This window comes from Burkholderia sp. 9777_1386, from assembly GCF_015712265.1.
Classification (GTDB): domain Bacteria; phylum Pseudomonadota; class Gammaproteobacteria; order Burkholderiales; family Burkholderiaceae; genus Burkholderia; species Burkholderia cenocepacia.
This window is the reverse complement of sequence record NZ_JACCQB010000005.1, coordinates 166,673-185,079: the sequence shown is the minus strand read 5'-3', so window position 1 is coordinate 185,079 and position 18,407 is coordinate 166,673. Positions and strand designations below refer to the sequence as shown.

17 protein-coding genes are annotated in these 18,407 nt (G+C 68.8%); 7 read left to right on the top strand and 10 right to left on the bottom strand.

The genetic code is table 11. The features are described from left to right. Positions 1–53: 53 nt before the first annotated feature. Together H0X91_RS06820 and H0X91_RS06815 are read right to left on the bottom strand one after the other, a co-directional pair. Positions 54–1,241: a UbiH/UbiF/VisC/COQ6 family ubiquinone biosynthesis hydroxylase gene (locus H0X91_RS06820; protein WP_077189450.1), complete on the bottom strand. Its 1,188-nt coding sequence runs from the start codon at positions 1,239–1,241 to the stop codon at positions 54–56. A 37-nt stretch (positions 1,242–1,278) separates the two neighbouring features. Further along, entirely contained in the window at positions 1,279–2,664 is a 1,386-nt protein-coding gene (locus tag H0X91_RS06815) for an aminopeptidase P N-terminal domain-containing protein (protein ID WP_048987089.1), read from the bottom strand. A 184-nt stretch (positions 2,665–2,848) separates the two neighbouring features. On the opposite strand from H0X91_RS06815, the gene H0X91_RS06810 reads away from it, so the two are divergent. Then, positions 2,849–3,463: a glutathione S-transferase family protein gene (locus tag H0X91_RS06810; RefSeq protein ID WP_034178360.1), complete on the top strand. Its 615-nt coding sequence runs from the start codon at positions 2,849–2,851 to the stop codon at positions 3,461–3,463. A 103-nt stretch (positions 3,464–3,566) separates the two neighbouring features. Here H0X91_RS06810 and H0X91_RS06805 read toward each other — a convergent pair whose 3' ends face one another. The 3 genes from H0X91_RS06805 to H0X91_RS06795 all read right to left on the bottom strand — a co-directional run bounded on the left by H0X91_RS06805 (position 3,567) and on the right by H0X91_RS06795 (position 6,986). Next, entirely contained in the window at positions 3,567–5,186 is a 1,620-nt protein-coding gene (locus H0X91_RS06805) for an FMN-binding glutamate synthase family protein (RefSeq protein WP_006483441.1), read from the bottom strand. A gap of 118 nt (positions 5,187–5,304) precedes the next feature. Continuing rightward, positions 5,305–6,480, bottom strand: coding sequence for a tRNA 2-thiouridine(34) synthase MnmA (gene mnmA, locus H0X91_RS06800; RefSeq protein ID WP_048987091.1), 1,176 nt, complete (start codon positions 6,478–6,480; stop codon positions 5,305–5,307). Beyond that, the gene (locus tag H0X91_RS06795) at positions 6,477–6,986 is read right to left on the bottom strand and encodes an NUDIX hydrolase (protein ID WP_006493325.1); all 510 of its coding nucleotides are present in this window, start codon (positions 6,984–6,986) and stop codon (positions 6,477–6,479) included. Before H0X91_RS06795 ends, mnmA begins: the two co-directional genes overlap by 4 nt. A 279-nt stretch (positions 6,987–7,265) precedes the next feature. Here H0X91_RS06795 and H0X91_RS06790 point away from each other — a divergent pair, with 279 nt between their 5' ends. The 3 genes from H0X91_RS06790 to H0X91_RS06780 are packed head-to-tail and all read left to right on the top strand — an operon-like array spanning position 7,266 to position 10,194. Then, the gene (locus H0X91_RS06790; protein WP_012492952.1) at positions 7,266–8,405 is read left to right on the top strand and encodes a Re/Si-specific NAD(P)(+) transhydrogenase subunit alpha; all 1,140 of its coding nucleotides are present in this window, start codon (positions 7,266–7,268) and stop codon (positions 8,403–8,405) included. Positions 8,406–8,416: 11 nt separating this feature from the next. Next, on the top strand, positions 8,417–8,743 hold the full coding sequence (locus H0X91_RS06785; RefSeq protein ID WP_006476884.1) for an NAD(P) transhydrogenase subunit alpha: 327 nt from the start codon (positions 8,417–8,419) through the stop codon (positions 8,741–8,743). Beyond that, positions 8,740–10,194, top strand: a complete 1,455-nt coding sequence (locus H0X91_RS06780; RefSeq protein ID WP_058902145.1) for an NAD(P)(+) transhydrogenase (Re/Si-specific) subunit beta — start codon at positions 8,740–8,742, stop codon at positions 10,192–10,194. The genes H0X91_RS06785 and H0X91_RS06780 overlap by 4 nt, the downstream gene beginning before the upstream one ends. A gap of 88 nt (positions 10,195–10,282) precedes the next feature. Here the strand turns inward: H0X91_RS06780 and H0X91_RS06775 are convergent, their stop codons facing one another. After that, entirely contained in the window at positions 10,283–11,203 is a 921-nt protein-coding gene (locus H0X91_RS06775) for a LysR family transcriptional regulator (RefSeq protein WP_006497519.1), read from the bottom strand. Positions 11,204–11,292: 89 nt separating this feature from the next. Between H0X91_RS06775 and H0X91_RS06770 the strand changes: the two genes are divergently transcribed. Then, positions 11,293–12,216 (top strand): carbon-nitrogen hydrolase family protein, encoded by a 924-nt coding sequence (locus H0X91_RS06770; RefSeq protein ID WP_006483427.1) that lies wholly within the window; start codon positions 11,293–11,295, stop codon positions 12,214–12,216. A 73-nt stretch (positions 12,217–12,289) separates the two neighbouring features. Here the strand turns inward: H0X91_RS06770 and H0X91_RS06765 are convergent, their stop codons facing one another. After that, positions 12,290–12,976, bottom strand: a complete 687-nt coding sequence (locus tag H0X91_RS06765; RefSeq protein WP_006497518.1) for a helix-turn-helix transcriptional regulator — start codon at positions 12,974–12,976, stop codon at positions 12,290–12,292. Positions 12,977–13,049: 73 nt separating this feature from the next. Further along, a complete protein-coding gene (locus H0X91_RS06760; protein ID WP_006483432.1) occupies positions 13,050–13,454 on the bottom strand; it encodes a VOC family protein in 405 nt (134 codons plus the stop codon). Positions 13,455–13,631: 177 nt separating this feature from the next. Between H0X91_RS06760 and H0X91_RS06755 the strand changes: the two genes are divergently transcribed. Next, a complete protein-coding gene (locus tag H0X91_RS06755; RefSeq protein ID WP_006483451.1) occupies positions 13,632–13,964 on the top strand; it encodes an ArsR/SmtB family transcription factor in 333 nt (110 codons plus the stop codon). Further along, the gene (locus tag H0X91_RS06750; RefSeq protein ID WP_006493327.1) at positions 13,957–14,421 is read left to right on the top strand and encodes an SRPBCC family protein; all 465 of its coding nucleotides are present in this window, start codon (positions 13,957–13,959) and stop codon (positions 14,419–14,421) included. The genes H0X91_RS06755 and H0X91_RS06750 overlap by 8 nt, the downstream gene beginning before the upstream one ends. Before the next feature lie 73 nt (positions 14,422–14,494). Here the strand turns inward: H0X91_RS06750 and H0X91_RS06745 are convergent, their stop codons facing one another. Together H0X91_RS06745 and H0X91_RS06740 are read right to left on the bottom strand one after the other, a co-directional pair. After that, positions 14,495–15,796 (bottom strand): THUMP domain-containing class I SAM-dependent RNA methyltransferase, encoded by a 1,302-nt coding sequence (locus H0X91_RS06745; protein ID WP_006483445.1) that lies wholly within the window; start codon positions 15,794–15,796, stop codon positions 14,495–14,497. A gap of 152 nt (positions 15,797–15,948) precedes the next feature. Continuing rightward, positions 15,949–18,063: a site-specific recombinase gene (locus H0X91_RS06740; protein WP_006493515.1), complete on the bottom strand. Its 2,115-nt coding sequence runs from the start codon at positions 18,061–18,063 to the stop codon at positions 15,949–15,951. Between the last annotated feature and the right edge of the window lie 344 nt (positions 18,064–18,407).

The window sequence follows — 18,407 nt, the reverse complement described above, 5'->3', positions numbered from 1 at the left end:
GCCCCGCCGATTTGACCCGGTTTGCCTGGAGAGGCGGTGCGGCGCGCCGCGTGTCAGTTGCGCTGGCCGAACATCATCTGGCGTGCGATCGCCTTCTTGAGCGGCGGCACGAATTCGAGCGCGGTGAGCGCCGCGCCACGCAGCAGCGGCAGCGGGCCCGCGTCGATCGTAAACAGGCGCGCCAGCGTGTCGGTCGCGCCGATCGTGAAGCGCCGGTCGAGCGCGCGGCGCGCGTTGAAGGTCGCGAGCGCGGTCGCTTCGAAGCCTTGTGCGGACAGTGTGTCGACGAGCGTGTGTGCATCGCGCAGGCCGAGGTTGAGCCCCTGGCCTGCCACCGGATGCAGCGTTTGCGCGGCATTGCCGACGATCGCGATGCGGCCGTTGACGAGCGTCTGCGCGGCGTTCAGGCCGAGCGGGAACGACGCGCGCCCGGCGATCGCGACGAATTCGCCCATGCGTTCTCCGAACACGCTGCCGAGCTCGCGCAGGAACGCATCGTCGGGCAGCGCGGCCCGTCGCGCCGCTTCGTCGGGCGTACAGCACCAGACGAGCGAGTAGTCGGCCTGACGCGGCCCGCCCAGCGGCAGCAGTGCGAGCGGGCCTTCGTGCGTGAAGCGTTCCCACGCGACGTTCGGGCGCGGCGCCGATACCGTGACCGTGCCGACGAGCGCGGTCTGGCCGTAGTCGCGGCGATGCTTGCCCGTATCGGCCTGCTGCTGGTGGAACAGCCCGCCTTCGGCGTTGATGACGATGCGCGCACGCAGCGTGCGTTCGCCTTGCGGGCCGTCGAGCGTCAGCGTGACGCCGTCGGCATCCTGCTGCGGCGTGTGCGCGGTGGTCGACGTGAGCCAGTCGACGCGCATGCCGCGTACGGCGCCCGCGAGCGCCTGCACGATCGAGCCGTAGCGCACCACGTAGCCGAGCGCCGCGAGCGCGTGTTCGTCGCGGTCGATCAGCGTGCGGCCGAAATGGCCGCGCTGCGACACGTGGATATGTTCGATCGGCGTGGCGTCGGCGGGCCATGCGAGCGTATCGAGCAGCACGCGGCTGCCGTGCGACACGGCGATCGCGCGCGGGTCGTTCGCGCTCGCGGCCGGTTCGCGTGCATCGATCAGCGCGATCGACGCGTGCTGCGTCGCGCTGCGGCGGGCGAGCCAGCCGGCGAGCGCGAGCCCGACGGGGCCCGCGCCGACGATGGCGAGGTCGTAGTCCGGCGTGGCCGGGGAGGAAGCGGTCGTCATCTTGATTCGTGAAACGGAGGGTACGGTCGGCGGCCGGTCATGCGTCCGCGCGCATCAGCGCCTCGATCTCGTCGGCCGCGACCGGCACGCCGCGCGTGATCAGTTCGCAGCCGTGCTCGCGCACGATCGCGTCGTCCTCGATGCGGATGCCGATGTTCCAGTACTCGGGCGGCACGTCGTCGGCCGCGCGCACATACAGGCCGGGCTCGACGGTGAGCGTCATGCCGGGCTTCAGCGTGCGCCACGGCAGCGCGCCGTTGGCGTCGCGCGCGGCGAGCCGCTCGCGGTAGTCGCCGCAATCGTGCACGTCCATGCCGAGCCAGTGGCCGGTGCGGTGCATGTAGAAGCGCGTGTACGCACGCTCGGCGATCACGTCGTCGACGTTCGAGAAGCGCGTTTTCGGGATGATGCCGGTGTCGAGCAGCCCCTGGGCGAGCACGCGTACGGCCGCGTCGTGCGGCGCCTCGAACGGCACGCCCGCGCGCGTCGCGTCGATCGCGGCCTGCTGCGCGGCGAGCACGATGTCGTACAGCGTGCGCTGCGCGGGCGAGAAGCGCCCGTTCGCCGGGAACGTGCGGGTGATGTCGGATGCATAGCCGTCGAGTTCGCAGGCGGCGTCGATCAGGATCAGGTCGCCGTCCCGCGCGGCCGCGTTGCCGGCCGGGTAGTGCAGCACGCACGCGTTCGCGCCGGCCGCGACGATCGAGCCGTACGCGGGCGCCTGCGCGCCGTGCTTGCGGAACAGGTACAGCAGCTCGGCCTCGAGCTCGTATTCGCGGATGCCGGGGCGGCACACCTGCATCGCGCGGCGATGCGCGAGCGCGGAGATGTGCGCGGCGCGCATCATGATCGCGAGTTCGTGTTCGTCCTTCACGAGCCGCATGTCGTCGAGCAGCGGCGTGAGATCGAGCAGCGCGTCCGGCGCGGCGACGCCCGCGCGTGCCTGCGCGCGCACCGCGTCGAGCCAGCCGGCGAGCTGGCGCTCGAAGTCGGCCGATGCGCCGAACCGGTAGTGGACGGTGCCCGCATCGGCGAGCAGGCGCGGCATCTCGGTGTCGATCACGTCGACCGCGAACGCCGCGTCGAAGCCGAACGCGTCGCGCGCGGCCTCGGGCCCGTAGTGGAAGCCTTCCCAGATCTCGCGGTCGACGTTCTTGGCGCGGCAGAACAGGATCGATTCCGGCGCGCCGTGCGGCGCGGCCGCGTTCAGCACGAGCACGGCATCCGGCTCGGTGAAGCCCGTCAGGTAATGGAAGTAGCTGTCGAACCGGTACGGGTAGGCCGTATCGCGGTTGCGCAGCATTTCCGGCGCGGTGGGGACGATGGCGACGCCGCCGCCCGCGGCACGCAGTGCGGCAAGCACGCGTTCACGGCGCTGGCGGTAGACGTCGACGGCGATGGCGGTATCGAGGGGCGCGTTCATTCGTGCGATTGTAGCGCCGCGTGACGCCGTGCGTGAGAGTGGGGCCGGAAGCCGCACCGACTGGGCCCGCGCGGCCGCTGTTGCAAACCATCCACAGGCCGGACGGGCGATTTTCTACCCGGCTGCACCGGCCGGTTATGATCGACGACAACGTATACTCTCGGCGGTTCCCTTAAAAAGGCAGATGATGAAATTAATCGGTTCGCTCAGCAGCCCGTACGTCCGAAAGGCGCGGATCGTGCTTGCTGAAAAGAAGATCGACTACAAGCTGGAGCTCGAGAACGTGTGGGCGCCGGAGACGGATATTCATGCTTCGAATCCGCTCGGCAAGGTCCCGTGCCTCGTGATGGAGGATGGTGCCGCGGTGTTCGATTCCCGCGTGATCTGCGAATACGTCGATACGCTGTCGCCGGTCGGCAAGCTGATTCCGCCGTCGGGCCGCGAGCGCGTGGAAGTGCGCTGCTGGGAAGCACTGGGCGACGGCGTGCTCGACGCGGCGGTCGCGATCCGTCTCGAACACACGCTGCGCGAAGAAGGGCAGCGCAGCCCGAGCTGGATCGCGCGCCAGCAACGCAAGATCGACGATGCGCTCGTCGCGATGTCGCAGGGGCTCGGCGGCAAGACGTGGTGCGTCGGTAATCATTACACGCTCGCCGACATCGCACTCGGCTGCGCGCTCGGCTACCTCGACTTCCGGATGCCCGAGCTCAACTGGCGCGATCGCCACCCGAACCTCGACAAGCACTTCGTGAAGCTGCAGCAGCGACCGTCGTTCGCCGATACGCTGCCGCAGAACTGAGCTGCGGCCCGGCCCGCGAGCATTCGGCAGACGAAAGAAAAGCGCCCCGCGGGGCGCTTTTCTTTTTGTCGCGTGGGCCGCCGCAGCGGAGCGGCCGCGTGCGTCACTCGATCGATGCGTACACGGCTTCGCCGAGCGTGAACGAATCGCTGCGCGCGATCGGCCACCACTTGTCGTACAGCGAGAAGCCGCAGGTCTGGCCGTCGAGCAGCGCACCGGGCTTCAGGTACTTCAGCAGTTGCGACATCAATCGCACCTCGTGCGGCGCGACCCGCTGCACGATGTGATGCGCGCGCAGCTCGGACGGATGGGCGAGTCCGGCCGCCTGCACGAGTTCCTGCAGCGCATGCAGCGTGTTGCGGTGGAAGTTGTACACGCGCTCGGCCTTGTCGGGCACGACGAGCGCGCGCTGGCGCACCGGGTCCTGCGTCGCGACGCCGGTCGGGCAGCGGTCGGTGTGGCAGTGCTGCGCCTGGATGCAGCCGACCGCGAACATGAAGCCGCGCGCCGAGTTCACCCAGTCCGCGCCGATCGCGAGCGTGCGCGCGATGTCGAACGCGGTGATGATCTTGCCGCTCGCGCCGAGCTTCACGCGATCGCGCACGCCGATTCCGACGAGCGTGTTGTGCACGAGCAGCAGCCCTTCCTGCAGCGGCACGCCGACGTGGTCGGTGAATTCGAGCGGCGCCGCGCCGGTGCCGCCTTCCGCGCCGTCGACGACGATGAAGTCGGGCACGATGCCGGTTTCGAGCATCGCCTTGGCGATCCCGAAGAATTCCCACGGATGGCCGATGCACAGCTTGAAGCCGGTCGGCTTGCCGCCGGACAGCGTGCGCAGCCGCTCGACGAATTCGAGCAGTCCGCGCGGCGTCGAGAATTCCGAATGCGTCGCGGGCGAGATGCAGTCCTTGCCCATCGGCACGCCGCGCGTCTCGGCGATCTCGGGCGTGATCTTCGCGGCCGGCAGCACGCCGCCGTGACCGGGCTTAGCGCCCTGCGACAGCTTCACCTCGATCATCTTGACCTGCGGATCGGCGGCCTGCTTCGCGAACTTGTCCGGATTGAACGTGCCGTCGTCGTTGCGGCAGCCGAAGTAGCCGGACGCGATTTCCCAGATGATGTCGCCGCCGTGCTCGCGGTGGTACTTCGACAGCGAGCCTTCGCCGGTGTCGTGCGCGAAGCCGCCTTTCTTCGCGCCGAGGTTCAGCGAGCGGATCGCGTTCGCGGACAGCGAGCCGAAGCTCATCGCCGAGATGTTGAAGATCGAAATGTCGTACGGTTGCGCGCGACTCGCGCCGACGCGGATGCGGAAATCGTGGTTCGGCAGCTTCGTCGGCGCGAGCGAATGGCTGATCCATTCGTGCGCGACGGCCTTCACGTTCAGCTCGGTGCCGTACGGGCGGTTGTCGGCGACGTTCTTCGCGCGCTGGTAGACGAGGCTGCGCTGCGCACGCGAGAACGGTTTCTCGTCGGTGTCGTCCTCGACGAAGTACTGGCGGATTTCAGGTCGGATGAATTCGAACAGGAAGCGGAAGTGGCCCCAGAGCGGGTAGTTCCGCAGGATCGCGTGGCGGTCCTGGTTCAGGTCGTACAGGCCGAGCGCGACGAGGGCGACGGGGAGGATGATCCACAGCCACGAAAGCACGTGGATCGACGCGAGTGCGGCCGCGGCGATGAGCAGCAGGACAGCACACCACATCGCGAGGTAGCGTCTTGAAAGCATGGGGACTCCGTAAGAATCTTGAAATACCGCCATGCGTACGCTGCGCGGCGGCGCGCCGGCCGCGGCGGAATCGTGTTCCGCCGGGCGCGACGTGCCGCAAGTCTAAACCGAATGGATGTCAGCGTGCTTCGGCGAGTGCCGGCGCGTGGCCCGCCGACGTGGCCTGACCGGGCTGGCCGGTGGCCGCGGATTCGATGATGCCGCCGCCGAGGCAGATCTCGCCGTCGTACAGCACGGCCGACTGGCCGGGCGTGACGGCCCACTGCGCGTCGTCGAACGCGAGCGAGAAGCGCGCTTCGCCTGCCGGGCCGGCGGCCTCGGCGCCTGTCGCGGCCCGCCCGAATACGCACGCCGCGTCGGCCTGCCGGTAGCGCGTCTTCGCGCCGCACGCGAAGCCGTCGGCCGGCGGCTCGCCGGCGACCCAGCTCACGTTGCCGGCGACGAGCTCGCGCGACAGCAGCCACGGATGATCGTGGCCCTGCGCGACGTACAGCGTGTTCGATGCGATGTCCTTCGCGGCGACGAACCACGGCTCGCCGCTGCCGCTCTTGCTGCCGCCGAGGCCGATGCCCTTGCGCTGGCCGAACGTATAGAACGCGAGGCCGATGTGCTCGCCGACCACCTTGCCGTCGGGCGTCTTCATCGGGCCCGGCTTGGTCGGCAGGTAGCGATTCAGGAAATCGCGGAACGGCCGTTCGCCGATGAAGCAGATGCCGGTCGAATCCTTCTTCTTCGCATTCGGCAGCCCGATCTGCGCGGCGATCTCGCGCACCTTCGTCTTCGGGATCTCGCCGAGCGGGAACATCGTCTTCGACAGTTGCGCCTGGTTCAGCCGGTGCAGGAAGTACGACTGGTCTTTCGTATGATCGAAAGCCTTCAGCAGTTCGAAACGCCCGTCGCGTTCGCGCACGCGTGCGTAGTGACCGGTCGCGATCATTTCCGCGTCGAGCGACATTGCGTGGTCGAGGAACGCCTTGAACTTGATCTCGGCATTGCAGAGCACGTCGGGGTTCGGCGTGCGGCCGGCCGAGTATTCGCGCAGGAACTCGGCGAACACGCGGTCCTTGTATTCCGCGGCGAAGTTGACGGCTTCCACGTCGATGCCGATCAGGTCGGCCACCGACACGACGTCGATCCAGTCCTGGCGCGTCGAGCAGTACTCGCCGTCGTCGTCGTCTTCCCAGTTCTTCATGAACAGGCCGACCACGTCGTAGCCCTGTTCCTTCAGCAGCCACGCGGTCACCGACGAATCGACGCCGCCCGACATGCCCACCACTACACGGCGCTTGCTCATTTGCTGACCGCCTGACGTTCGAATGCCTCGGGGCGCGGGGCGACCGAATGCGTGTGCACGAAATCGAGCGGGATGCGCCGCCCGGCGAGATAGTCGTCGACGCAGCGCATCACCGCGGGCGAACGATGGCGCTCGCTGCACGCGCGCAGCTCGTCCGCCGTCATCCACAGCGTGCGCACGATGCCGTCGTCGAGCACATGGCCCGCGATCGGCTCGCCGGCCGTGCCGCAGAACGTGAAGCGCAGGTAGGTCGCGCCGGCGCTGCCGGGGCGCTCGTAGTGCGCGAGATAGACGCCGACGAGCGCGTCGGGCGTGAACGGGTGCGCGGTTTCCTCGAGCGTTTCGCGGATCACGGCGTCGGCCAGCGTTTCGCCGGCTTCGAGATGACCGGCCGGCTGATTGATGCGCAGGCCCGTCGAGGTTTCTTCCTCGATCACGAGAAAGCGGCCGGCGCGCTCGACGAGCGCGGCGACCGTCACATGCGGGGTCCAGAGTTCGGGTTTCATGGTTCGGCATTTTACCGGTTGCGCCCGAACGCTGCCGGCCGTCTGGTTAGACGAATCCGACCCCGGCAGATCGTCCGTGCCGGGGATGCGTGACGGCACGGGTCAAGCGCATGTCGCATTCGAGCACGGTCGTGCGGAAAGTGCTGGCGGGGCCATCGCTTTCGGTTAAAGTGCAGCGTGAAAGCCGTTGCTCGTGAGCCGGTAAGTCAGCCTGTCCGGCTCGTTGCGCAGTAAAAATCGCAAGAAAAGAAATACTGACAATGACTGGAGGAACTGACGATGCATATTGGAGTGCCTGCTGAAACGCGGGCCAACGAGGCGCGTGTGGCTGCGACGCCGGAAACCGTGAAGAAATACGCGGCGGCCGGCCATCGCGTCAGTATCGCGAAAGGGGCCGGCAGCGCAGCCAGCTATCCCGATGAAGCCTATGTGGCCGCCGGTGCCGAATTGACCGACCAGTCGGCCGCTTTTGCCGCCGACCTCGTGCTGAAGGTCCAGGCGCCCACCGACGCCGAACTGCCGTTGCTCAAGCGCGGCGCCGTGCTGGTCGGCATGCTCGAGCCGTTCAACGGCGAGCAGGCGGCGAAACTCGCCGCGGCCGGCGTGACCGGTTTCGCGCTCGAGGCCGCGCCGCGGACCACCCGTGCGCAGAGTCTCGACGTGCTGTCGTCGCAGGCGAACATCGCCGGCTACAAGGCCGTGCTGGTGGCCGCATCGCTGTATCCGCGCTTCATGCCGATGCTGATGACGGCCGCGGGCACCGTGAAGGCGGCGCGCGTGCTGATTCTCGGCGCGGGCGTCGCGGGCCTGCAGGCGATCGCGACCGCGAAGCGGCTGGGCGCGGTGATCGAGGCATCCGACGTGCGGCCGGCCGTGAAGGAGCAGATCGAGTCGCTCGGCGCGAAATTCCTCGACGTCCCGTTCGAAACCGACGAAGAGCGCGAAGCCGCGCAGGGCGTCGGCGGCTATGCGCGCCCGATGCCGCCGTCATGGCTCGGCCGCCAGGCCGCGCTCGTGCACGAGCGCGCGAAGCAGGCCGACATCGTGATCACCACCGCATTGATTCCCGGGCGTCCGGCGCCGACGCTGATCTCGGTCGACACCGCGCAGTCGATGAAGCCCGGCTCGGTGCTCGTCGATCTCGCGGCCGGCCGCGGCCCGGAAATCGACGGCCGCAAGGGCGGCAACTGCCCGCTGACCGTCGCCGACCAGGTGATCGTGCACCACGGCGTGACGATCGCCGGCTACACGAACCTCGCATCGATGGTCGCGTCGGACGCGTCGGCGCTGTACGCGCGCAACCTGCTGGACTTCATGAAGCTGATCGTCACGAAGGAAGGCACGCTGAACATCGACCTGACCGACGACATCGTCGCCGCGACGCTGCTGTGCCGCGACGGCGAGCTCGCGCGCAAATAACGGAGGAGACCATGGAAGTCATCAATCACACGGTGATCAACGTGATCATCTTCGTGCTGGCGGTGTACGTCGGCTACCACGTCGTCTGGAACGTCACGCCGGCGCTGCATACGCCGCTGATGGCCGTGACCAACGCGATCTCGGCGATCGTGATCGTCGGCGCGATGCTCGCGGCCGCGCTCACCGTCGGCGCGACCGGCAAGTTCTTCGGCACGCTCGCGGTCGCGCTCGCGGCCGTCAACGTGTTCGGCGGCTTTCTCGTGACGAGGCGCATGCTCGAGATGTTCCGCAAGAAGGAGCCCAAGCGTGTCGAGGGCGGCAAGGAGGGCGCGCGATGAGCATGAACGTCGTTACGCTGCTGTACCTCGTCGCGTCGGTGTGCTTCATCCAGGCGCTGAAGGGCCTGTCGAACCCGAAGAGCGCGCGGCGCGGCAACCTGTTCGGGATGGTCGGGATGGCCATCGCGATCCTCACGACGATCGCGCTGATCGTCAAGCAGGCCACGTGGCTCGGCGCGAACCTGCCGCTCGGCCTCGCGCTCGTGCTCGGCGCGCTGATCGTCGGCGGGGGCGTCGGCGCATTCGTCGCCGCGCGCGTCGAGATGACCAAGATGCCGGAACTCGTCGCGGCGATGCACTCGCTGATCGGTCTCGCGGCCGTGTGCATCGCGTACGCGGTGGTGTCGGAGCCGGAAGCGTTCGGGCTCGTGCCGCAGGACGCGGTGTCGTCGAGTTTCATCCCGTACGGCAACCGCGTCGAGCTGTTCATCGGCACGTTCGTCGGCGCGATCACGTTCTCCGGTTCGGTGATCGCGTTCGGCAAGCTGTCGGGCAAGTACAAGTTCCGGCTGTTCCAGGGCGCGCCGGTCGTGTATGCCGGCCAGCACCTGATCAACCTGATGCTCGCGATCGCGATGCTCGGCTTCGGCATCCTGTTCTTCATCACGCAGGCGTGGCTGCCGTTCATCATCATGACGGCGATCGCGTTCGTGCTCGGCGTGCTGATCATCATCCCGATCGGCGGCGCGGACATGCCGGTGGTCGTGTCGATGCTGAACTCGTACTCGGGCTGGGCGGCGGCCGGCATCGGCTTCTCGCTGAACAACGCGATGCTGATCATCGCCGGTTCGCTGGTCGGCTCGTCGGGCGCGATCCTGTCGTACATCATGTGCCACGCGATGAACCGCTCGTTCTTCAACGTGATCCTCGGCGGGTTCGGCGGCGAAGCGGCGGCCGGCGGCGCGGCGGGCGCGCAGGAGCAGCGGCCGGTGAAGTCGGGTTCGGCCGACGACGCGGCGTTCATGCTCGGCAACGCGGAATCGGTCGTGATCGTGCCGGGTTACGGGCTCGCCGTCGCCCGCGCGCAGCACGCGCTGAAGGAGCTGACCGACAAGCTGGTCGAGAAGGGCATCGACGTGAAGTACGCGATCCACCCGGTTGCCGGGCGGATGCCGGGGCACATGAACGTGCTGCTCGCGGAAGCGGAAGTGCCGTACGAGATCGTGCACGAGATGGAGGACATCAACGGCGAATTCGGCCAGGTGGACGTGGTGCTCGTGCTCGGCGCGAACGACGTCGTGAACCCGGCCGCGAAGAACGATCCGAAATCGCCGATCGCGGGGATGCCGATCATCGAGGCGTACAAGGCGCGCACGGTGATCGTCAACAAGCGTTCGATGGCGGCCGGCTACGCGGGCCTCGACAACGACCTGTTCTACATGGACAAGACGATGATGGTGTTCGGCGATGCGAAGAAGGTCATCGAGGACATGGTGAAGGCCGTCGAGTAACGCCCGCCCCGGCTACGCGGCGCCCGCTTCGATGCGCGGCGCCGCGCCTCCGGACAGGCCCGACCGGTGCAAGCCGGCCGGGTCTTTTTCATGGTGTGACGAGGCGTGCGACGCAGGCGGCGATCGCGTCGCGTACGCGCACGATCGCCGGGTCGCGCTGCGTGCTCGTGCGCCAGCCGATTTCGACCGGATAGCGCGGCAGGTCGACCGGGCACGCGAGCGCGCGCAGCGAAGTCGCCTGCGCGATCGCACGCGCCGCATGCGCGGGAATCGTCGCGACCGCGTCGGAGCCGGCGAGCAGGTACGGCAGCGCGGCGAAATGCGTGGTCGACGCCGCGACGCGCCGCTTGTGGCCGAGCGCGGCCAGCGCCTCGTCGACGATGCCGATCACGCCGCCCGACGACACGAGCAGGTGGTCGCGCCGCAGGAACTCGGCGAGCGTCAGCGTGCGCGGCGTCCGTGCGCGGCCGGCCGGATCGATCAGGCACGCATAGCCGCCGGTGGCGACCGCGCGCCTGCTGAGGCCGTTCGCCGAGAATCCCCCCGACGCGATCGCGAGATCGACGCCGTGCCGCAGCAGCGCGTCGCCGGCGATGCCGCTGTGGGTCTGCCGGAAGATCAGCCGGATGCCGGCGGCTGCTTGCGCGACCGCATCGATCAGCGCGCGGCCGAGCGCGATCTCGAAATCGTCGGACAGCCCGATCGAGATCGTGCGGCCGACGCGCTCGCCGCCGTCCGCCGCGATCGCGAGGCTTTCGCGGCAGCGGTCGAGCGCGTCGGACAGGATCGGCTTCAGTTCGTCGGCGCGCGGCGTCGGCGCGAGCCCGCGGCCGGTGCGCACGAACAGCGGATCGGCGTAGATCACGCGCAGCCGCCCGAGTGCCGCGCTGACCGCCGACTGCGTGAGGTCGAGCCGCAGCGCCGCGCGGCTCGCGCCGCCTTCCTCGTACAGCGCCTCGAACACCTTCAGCAGGTTCAGGTCCAGGCTGGCGATATCATCTGCATTCATGTCAGTTATCGTTGTATCGATTTGATCGATGAAATGATATCGACAAAGATGGCGTCATCCCATTCACCGCATTCACCGGAGACGCCTTCATGTCCACCTCAGTCATCGCCGCGCTGCAGATCGGCGCATCGCCCGCCGGCACGCGCGCCACGCTCGACACGATCCTCGGCTACGAAACCGCGATCCGCGACAGCGGCGCGTCGCTGGTCGTGCTGCCCGAGGCCGTGCTCGGCGGCTATCCGAAAGGCGAAATCTTCGGCACGCGGCTCGGCTACCGGCTGCCCGAAGGGCGCGATGCGTATGCGCGCTACGCCGCGCAGGCGATCGACGTACCGGGGCCCGAAACCGACGAGCTGGCCGCGCTGTCGCAGCGCACCGGCGCGAGCCTCGTGGTCGGCGTGATCGAGCGCGGCGGCAGCACGCTGTACTGCACGGCGCTGTTCTTCGATCCGCGCGACGGGCTCGTCGCGAAGCACCGCAAGCTGATGCCGACCGGCACCGAGCGGCTGATCTGGGGGCAGGGCGACGGCTCGACGCTGCCCGTCGTCGAGACGGCCGCGGGCCGCGCGGGTGCCGCGATCTGCTGGGAGAACCACATGCCGCTGCTGCGCTGCGCGATGTACGCGAAAGGCGTGCAGATCTGGTGCGCGCCGACCGTCGACGAGCGCGACGTGTGGCAAAGCTCGATGCGGCACATCGCGCACGAAGGGCGTTGCTTCGTCGTGAGCGCGTGCCAGGTGCAGCCGTCGCCGCGCGCGCTCGGCATCGACGTGCCGGGCTGGGACCCCGAGCGGCCGCTGATCCGCGGCGGCAGCGTGATCGTCGGGCCGCTCGGCGACCCGTTGACGGAGCCGCTGATCGGCGAGGCCGGGCTCGTCACCGCCCGTATCGACACCGACGAGCTCGTGAAGGCGCGCTACGACTTCGACGTCGTCGGCCACTATGCGCGTGCGGACGTGTTTTCACTGCACGTCGACGAGCGGCCGAAGCGGCCCGTGGTGTTCGGCGGGTAGCGAAAGCGGAGGTGGGCGCCACACGGCGCGCGGAAAACGAAGGGCGGCGGCGGGTGCCCGCCGCCGCGTCGCGTCAGCGCATCGGCGCTTCCGCGATCCGCATGTAGTCGGCGATCCGCCGGCCTTCCATGTCCGGAAACTGCTCGTGCACGGTGATGTCGCCCATCCGCGCGATGTCGAAGGTGCGGAAATCGTCGCGCAGCTCGCACCACGCGCCGATCGTCCAGCGCCCGCCCCAGTAGACGAGCCCGAGCGGCCATACGCGGCGCTGCGAATGCGCGCCGAGCCGGTCGCGATAGTCGAAGCTGACGATGTGGCGCGTGTCGATCGCCTGGTGGATCGCGTCGACCTTCGCGCAAAACGTCTCGTCGATGTGGAACGACGGCGCGAACACGGGCAGGCGGTCGAGCGCCGTGCGCTTGTCGGCCGGCATCGCCGACGCGATCTTCGCGAGCGCCGAGCGTGCGCCGCTCGCGAAACGCGCCCCGCCCCAGGTCTCGAGCATGCGCGCGCCGGTGGCGAGCGCCGCCAGCTCCTCGGCCGTGAACGTGAGCGGCGGCAGGCTCGCGTTGCGGTTCAGCCGGTAGCCGATGCCGGCCTCGCCTTCGATCGGGACCCCTGACAGTTGCAGGTCGCGCACGTCGCGATAGACCGTGCGCGGCGACACCGACAGCCAGTCGGCCAGTTGCTGCGCGGTCGTGAGGCGACGCCCGCGCAACAGCTCGGCGATCTGGAACAGGCGGTCGGCACGGCGGGTCATGACAGCACCTCGATTCCTCTGGCTACGGGGACTTCGCGATGATAGCGCCGCGCCGGCCCGCTGAGCGCCGCGCTCAGTGGCATTTCGGCGCGTGCAGGCCGACGCGGTTGCCTTCCGTGTCGATCAGGTAGCCGACGTAGCCGTAGTTGTTCGGCAGCTCGACGACCGAGCCCTGCACGACGCCGCCCGCGCGCTTCGCGCGTTCGAGTGCCGCGACGACCGATTCGCCGGCGTTCAGGTAGACGAGCACGCCGTTCGCGCTCGGCTTCATCTGCTGCGGATCGAACACGATGCTGCCGCCCGTGCTCGACGCGTCGCGATCGAAGGTCGCCATCGGCACGCCGCCGATGATTTCGCGCTGCAACGTGGTTTGCAGCACGGTTTCGTAAAAGCGGATCGCGCGGTCGAAATCGAGGGACGGAATGTCGAACCAGGCGATCGCGCGTTCCAGGGTGGCAGTAGCGGTTGCTGACGTCATGACGAGCTCCTTGTTGCGTTGTTTGCGTTGTTATGCGGATTCGGTGTGGAAACCAGCCTGCATTGCGCCGGGATTGCAGTGTGATCGCGGGCTGCTGACACCGTATTGTCAGTAGAGTTGTCACCCTTGACATGCAACCATTTGGTTGCATAATGAGGTCATCGACCCGGGAGCGGCATGGACCTCGTTTTCAAGGCGCTGGCCGACGCCACGCGCCGTCAGTTGCTCGACCTGCTGCATGCGAAAAACGGCCAGACGCTGTCCGAGCTGTGCGACGGGCTCGCGATGAGCCGGCAGGCCGTCAGCAAGCACCTTGCGCTGCTCGAGGCCGCGAATCTCGTCGCGACGACGTGGCGCGGCCGGGAGAAGCTGCATTACCTGAATCCGGTGCCGATCCATGACATCGCGGAACGCTGGATCGGCAAGTTCGAGCGTCAGCGCCTGCAGGCGCTGGCGGATCTCAAGCGCGGGCTGGAAGCGCCCCGCGACACAGGAGATGACGATGGGTAATCCCGCCTTTGTGTACGTGACCTTCATCGCGGCCACGCCCGAGCGCGTGTTCGATGCGCTGACCAACGCCGAGCTGACGAAGGACTACTGGGTGCGGCATCGCAACGCGTCGCCCGACTGGCGGCCGGGGTCGCGCTGGGAACATCAGGACTACGACGACCCGTCACGGGTCGACATCGTCGGCGAAGTGGTCGAGAACGATCCGCCGCGCCGGCTGGTCGTCACGTGGCGCACGCCGTCGGGAGAGGGCGAGGAATCGCGCGTGACCTATCTGGTCGAGCCGTACGAGGGCGTCGTGAAACTGACCGTCACGCACGACGGGCTGGTGCCCGGTTCGGAGATGGATCGCGGGATTCGCGGCGGCTGGCCGGTCGTGCTGTCGAGCCTGAAGACGCTGCTCGAGACCGGGCAGGCGCTACCGTTCACGATGGCGCGCTGGTCGAAGTCGAAGCACTGACCGGTCGCGCAAAAGCACAGGGGCCGCGATGGCGGCCCCTGGACGTCGTTGCTCGTGACAGCGGACGGCTGGCTTACGCGTCGCCTTCCGCGGCCGCCGGGCGCGCCTTCACGCTGCCGGCGATCAGGTCGAAGCGGAACAACCGGCATTCGAGCGCGCCGTTGAACAACGGCGTCTTGGCCGATTCGCGCAGGCGCAACTGGCCCGGCAGCGAACGGTCGGACGTCAGCAGGAACGCCTGCCAGCCCGTGAAGCGCTGCTTCAGCGCATCGCCGAGCGCGTTGAAGAACTCGCTGTCCGGCGCGTCGGTGTGCGTGCGGCGGAATGCGTCGTCGTTGCCGCGGTTGCGGCCGGTTTCGCGCACCTCGCCGCGGGCGCTGCGGCCGCGCACTTCGATCCGCTCGCCGTACGGCGGGTTCGCGAGGAGGATGCCCGGCCCGTCGGACGGCGGCGTCATCCCGCGCGCGTCGACCTGCTTGAGCCACACCGACGGCACGCCCGCGCGTTCGAGGTTCGCGCGCGCCTTCTCGAGCATGTCGCCGGAAATGTCGCTGCCGTACACGCCGAGCGCTTCGCCGCGCCTGGCGCGCGCCGCGCGCTTCGCGTCGAGCGCCGGGACCTTCAGCCCCTGCCACGCGGTAATGTCGTACTGCTTGAGCTTTTCGAAGCCGAACCGGCGCTCGACGCCGGGCGCCACGCCGAGCGCGATCTGCGCGGCTTCCGCGAGGAACGTGCCGCTGCCGCACATCGGGTCGTACAGCGCGGTGCCGGGCGTCCAGCCCGTCAGGCGCAGGATGCCGGCAGCGAGGTTCTCGCGCAGCGGCGCCGCTCCCTTGTCGAGACGCCAGCCGCGCTTGAACAGCGGCTCGCCCGACGTGTCGAGGTACAGCGTGCATTCGTTGGCCGTCAGGAACGCGAACACGCGCACGTCCGGCGCACCGGTGTCGATACTCGGGCGCGCGCCGGTTTTCTCGCGCATCCGGTCGCAGATCGCATCCTTCACGCGCAGCGTCGTGAATTCGAGGCTCTTCAGCGGCGACTTGATCGCGGTGATGTCGATGCGCAGCGTCTGCGTCGACGCGAACCAGCGCTCCCACGGCTGCTCGAGCGCGAGCGCGTAGACGTCCTGCTCGTTGCGGTACGGGCCGTGCGCGATCTTCAGCAGAATGCGGCTCGCGATCCGCGAATGGAGGTTCGCGGCCATGCCGGCGGCCCAGCCGCCGCTGAAATGGACGCCGCCCGGCACCTGCGCGCCCGCGGTGAACGGCGCGCCGTTCAGGTGGCGGCCGGCGATTTCGGCCAGCTCGGCGGCAAGCGCCGCTTCGAGGCCGCGCGGGCAGGGGGCGAAGAATTCGAACAGGGTGGGCGAGGACATAAGGCGGGTGAGGACGTGCAAAAGTCCACTATTGTACGCGGCGCGGACGACCGGGGCCGGCGTTTCGGCGCGGTGGCGCCGGCGCGACGGTCATAGGTGCGCGCCGGAAGGGCGGCGCGGCGGCGCCCGGCCGCCTCGCACCCCGCCGCAGGTCAGTGCGCGCCCGGCTGGCCGGCGCGCGCGGCGGGGTTGCCCGCCGGCCAGAACAGCGCGAGCGGATTCGACAGCACCGTGCGGACGATCGCCGCGACGAGCGCGCGCACCTTGGTCGGGCGCAGGCTGCGCGAGCGCACGGCCATCGTGAACGCGAGCGCGAAGCTCACGAGCACGTTGAGGATCGCCATGCTCAGCACGCCGGCGCCGGCCCACCACAGTTCGGGCGTACTGAGCGCACCCTTGCCCAGCACGCCGAGCGCGATCCCGATCGAGCCGGCCGACAGCGTCACGTGCCGCACCTCGAACGGGAACATGAACACGGTGACGATCGCCGGGATCAGGCCGAGCATCAGGCCGAGGCCGACGTTCGCGACCACGCCGGCGACGTTCGAACGACAGAAGTGCGCGAGCTTCGCGGCACCGGCCGCGCCGAGCGTCAGGCGCAGCCGGCGGTTGTACGCGAGCGCATCGCCGACCCGGTGCAGCACGAACCAGTTGTCGGCCCAGCCGGCGAGCAGGCTCGACGCCCACAGCAGCACGCCGGTGAGCGCGGCGTAGAACGGCGTCGGGCCGAGCAGCGAGAACGAATGCAGCGTCGCGTGCGCCTTCTCCGGCGAGATCAGGTTCGCGTGCAGCACGTTGCTCGCGAACAGCTGCACGAGCAGGCACACCGGCAGCACGACCAGCACGTTGCCGGAAATCGCGGCCGCCTGCGTGCGGATCAGCGCGATCACCGACGCGACGAACGCCTTCACGCCTTCCTCGTGACCGGTGTCGTCGAGTTCGCGCGCGAGCGTCGGCGCGGTCATCGCGGGCTGCTTGGTCGCGAGCGTGAAGTGCAGGAAGTGCATCAGCATGAAGCTGGCCGCGTAGTTGATGCCCGCGAGCAGCCCTTCGAGCATCGACTGCAGGTGCGCGCCCGTGATCGCGAACTTCACGCACACGGTCACGACGGTGACGAGGCCGCCGCCCGCGGCCATCCGCAGCATCTTCAGGTACTCGGCGCGGCCGCGCGAGATGTAGTGCTCGCCGGTGTCCGCGTTGGTCTCGACGAGCTTGCGCGCGAACAGCGAGAAGTTGCTGCGCACGAGGTGCGCGACGCTCTGGCTGTTCTGGTTCGCGTCGACGAGCTCGGCGGTCAGGTGCGCCATCCCATGCAGGTCGTCGCGCGCCATCCATGCGTTCAGCAGCGTTTCGGCGCGCAGGATGCGCATGCGCATCCGCTCGACCTGGAACACGATGTCGACCGACACGCCGTTGCGGTACAGGTGCGCGAACACGTCGTCGACGGCGATCCGGCATTCGTCGAGCAGCACGCGCAGGTAGTTCACCTCGTGCAGCAGCTTGCTCGGGTCGCCGCCGTCCTCGACGGCCGCATGCGCGGTCTCGACCGCGAGCATCGCGCGCGTGAGGCGGTAGAACGGCTGCGATTCGAGCGGCTTGCGCGCATCGTCGTCGGACAGCCGGCTGCGCACCGTCTGCGACAGGCCCGTCGAGCTGATCTGGCAGGTCAGGTTGTGCAGCGCGGCCAGCAGGTCGCGCGAGAACGAGCCGGGCTCGTGGCGCTCTTCTTCGGTGACGTCGAACGAGATCAGCTCGGCCAGGCGTGCGAGCAGGTCGTCGGGCAGCGCGTCGATCCATTTCGCGTCCTCGGGCGTCGGGAACATCAGCGTGAACAACGCCGACAGCTCGCGGCGGTTCGGCGCGGGCGGGATCAGCGACGAGTCGATCCGCTCGAACAGCGCGCCGAAGAAGCCCGAATGCACGGGCATGCCTGCATCGCACAGCAGCGAGATGCCGTCGCACTCGCGCAGGATGCCGCGCAGGATGCGTGCGGCGTGCGCTTTCCACGCGGGATTGCGGTCGAGCACGTGGAACAGGTAGCGCAACCGCGCATGGGCCGGATACGCGCGCGTGTCGGCGTCGCGTTCGGCCTGCGCGTCCTGCACCGTGCCGTTGCGGCGCAGCCAGTGCGCGAGCTCGATCAGCCATTCGCTGCGCTCGGCGTACGACGCGTCGGCATCGGCGTGCGCGAGCAGCGCATCGAGCTGGTGACCGGCATTGCGCGACGCGCGCCACTTCTTGATCAGGGTCGTCAGGGAACGAAACATAAACGGAATAGCGAAAGCCCGGGACGGGCGGGTTCGGGATGCCGGCCGGAGCAACGGCGCGGCGCCGGTGAGAACGGGTGAGACGGGGCCGGTGCCGGACGACGGGCGGCGACCCGCGATGCGGCTGCCCCGCTGCGATGCACGCGATTCGCGTGCGGGCGCCGGGAGGCATGGCGGTCGGGCCGAACGCGGCCCGGCGCCGCTGGCTGGTGCGCACGGCGAACGGCGCGAGCCTGAAAGTGCGTAGGATCGTCAATCGGGCCGGAAAACGCAAGCCGACCGCGTTGCATGGCGCGGGTTCCGGCGGCTTTGACAAAGAATGTCAACGACCGCTTGGCCAATGA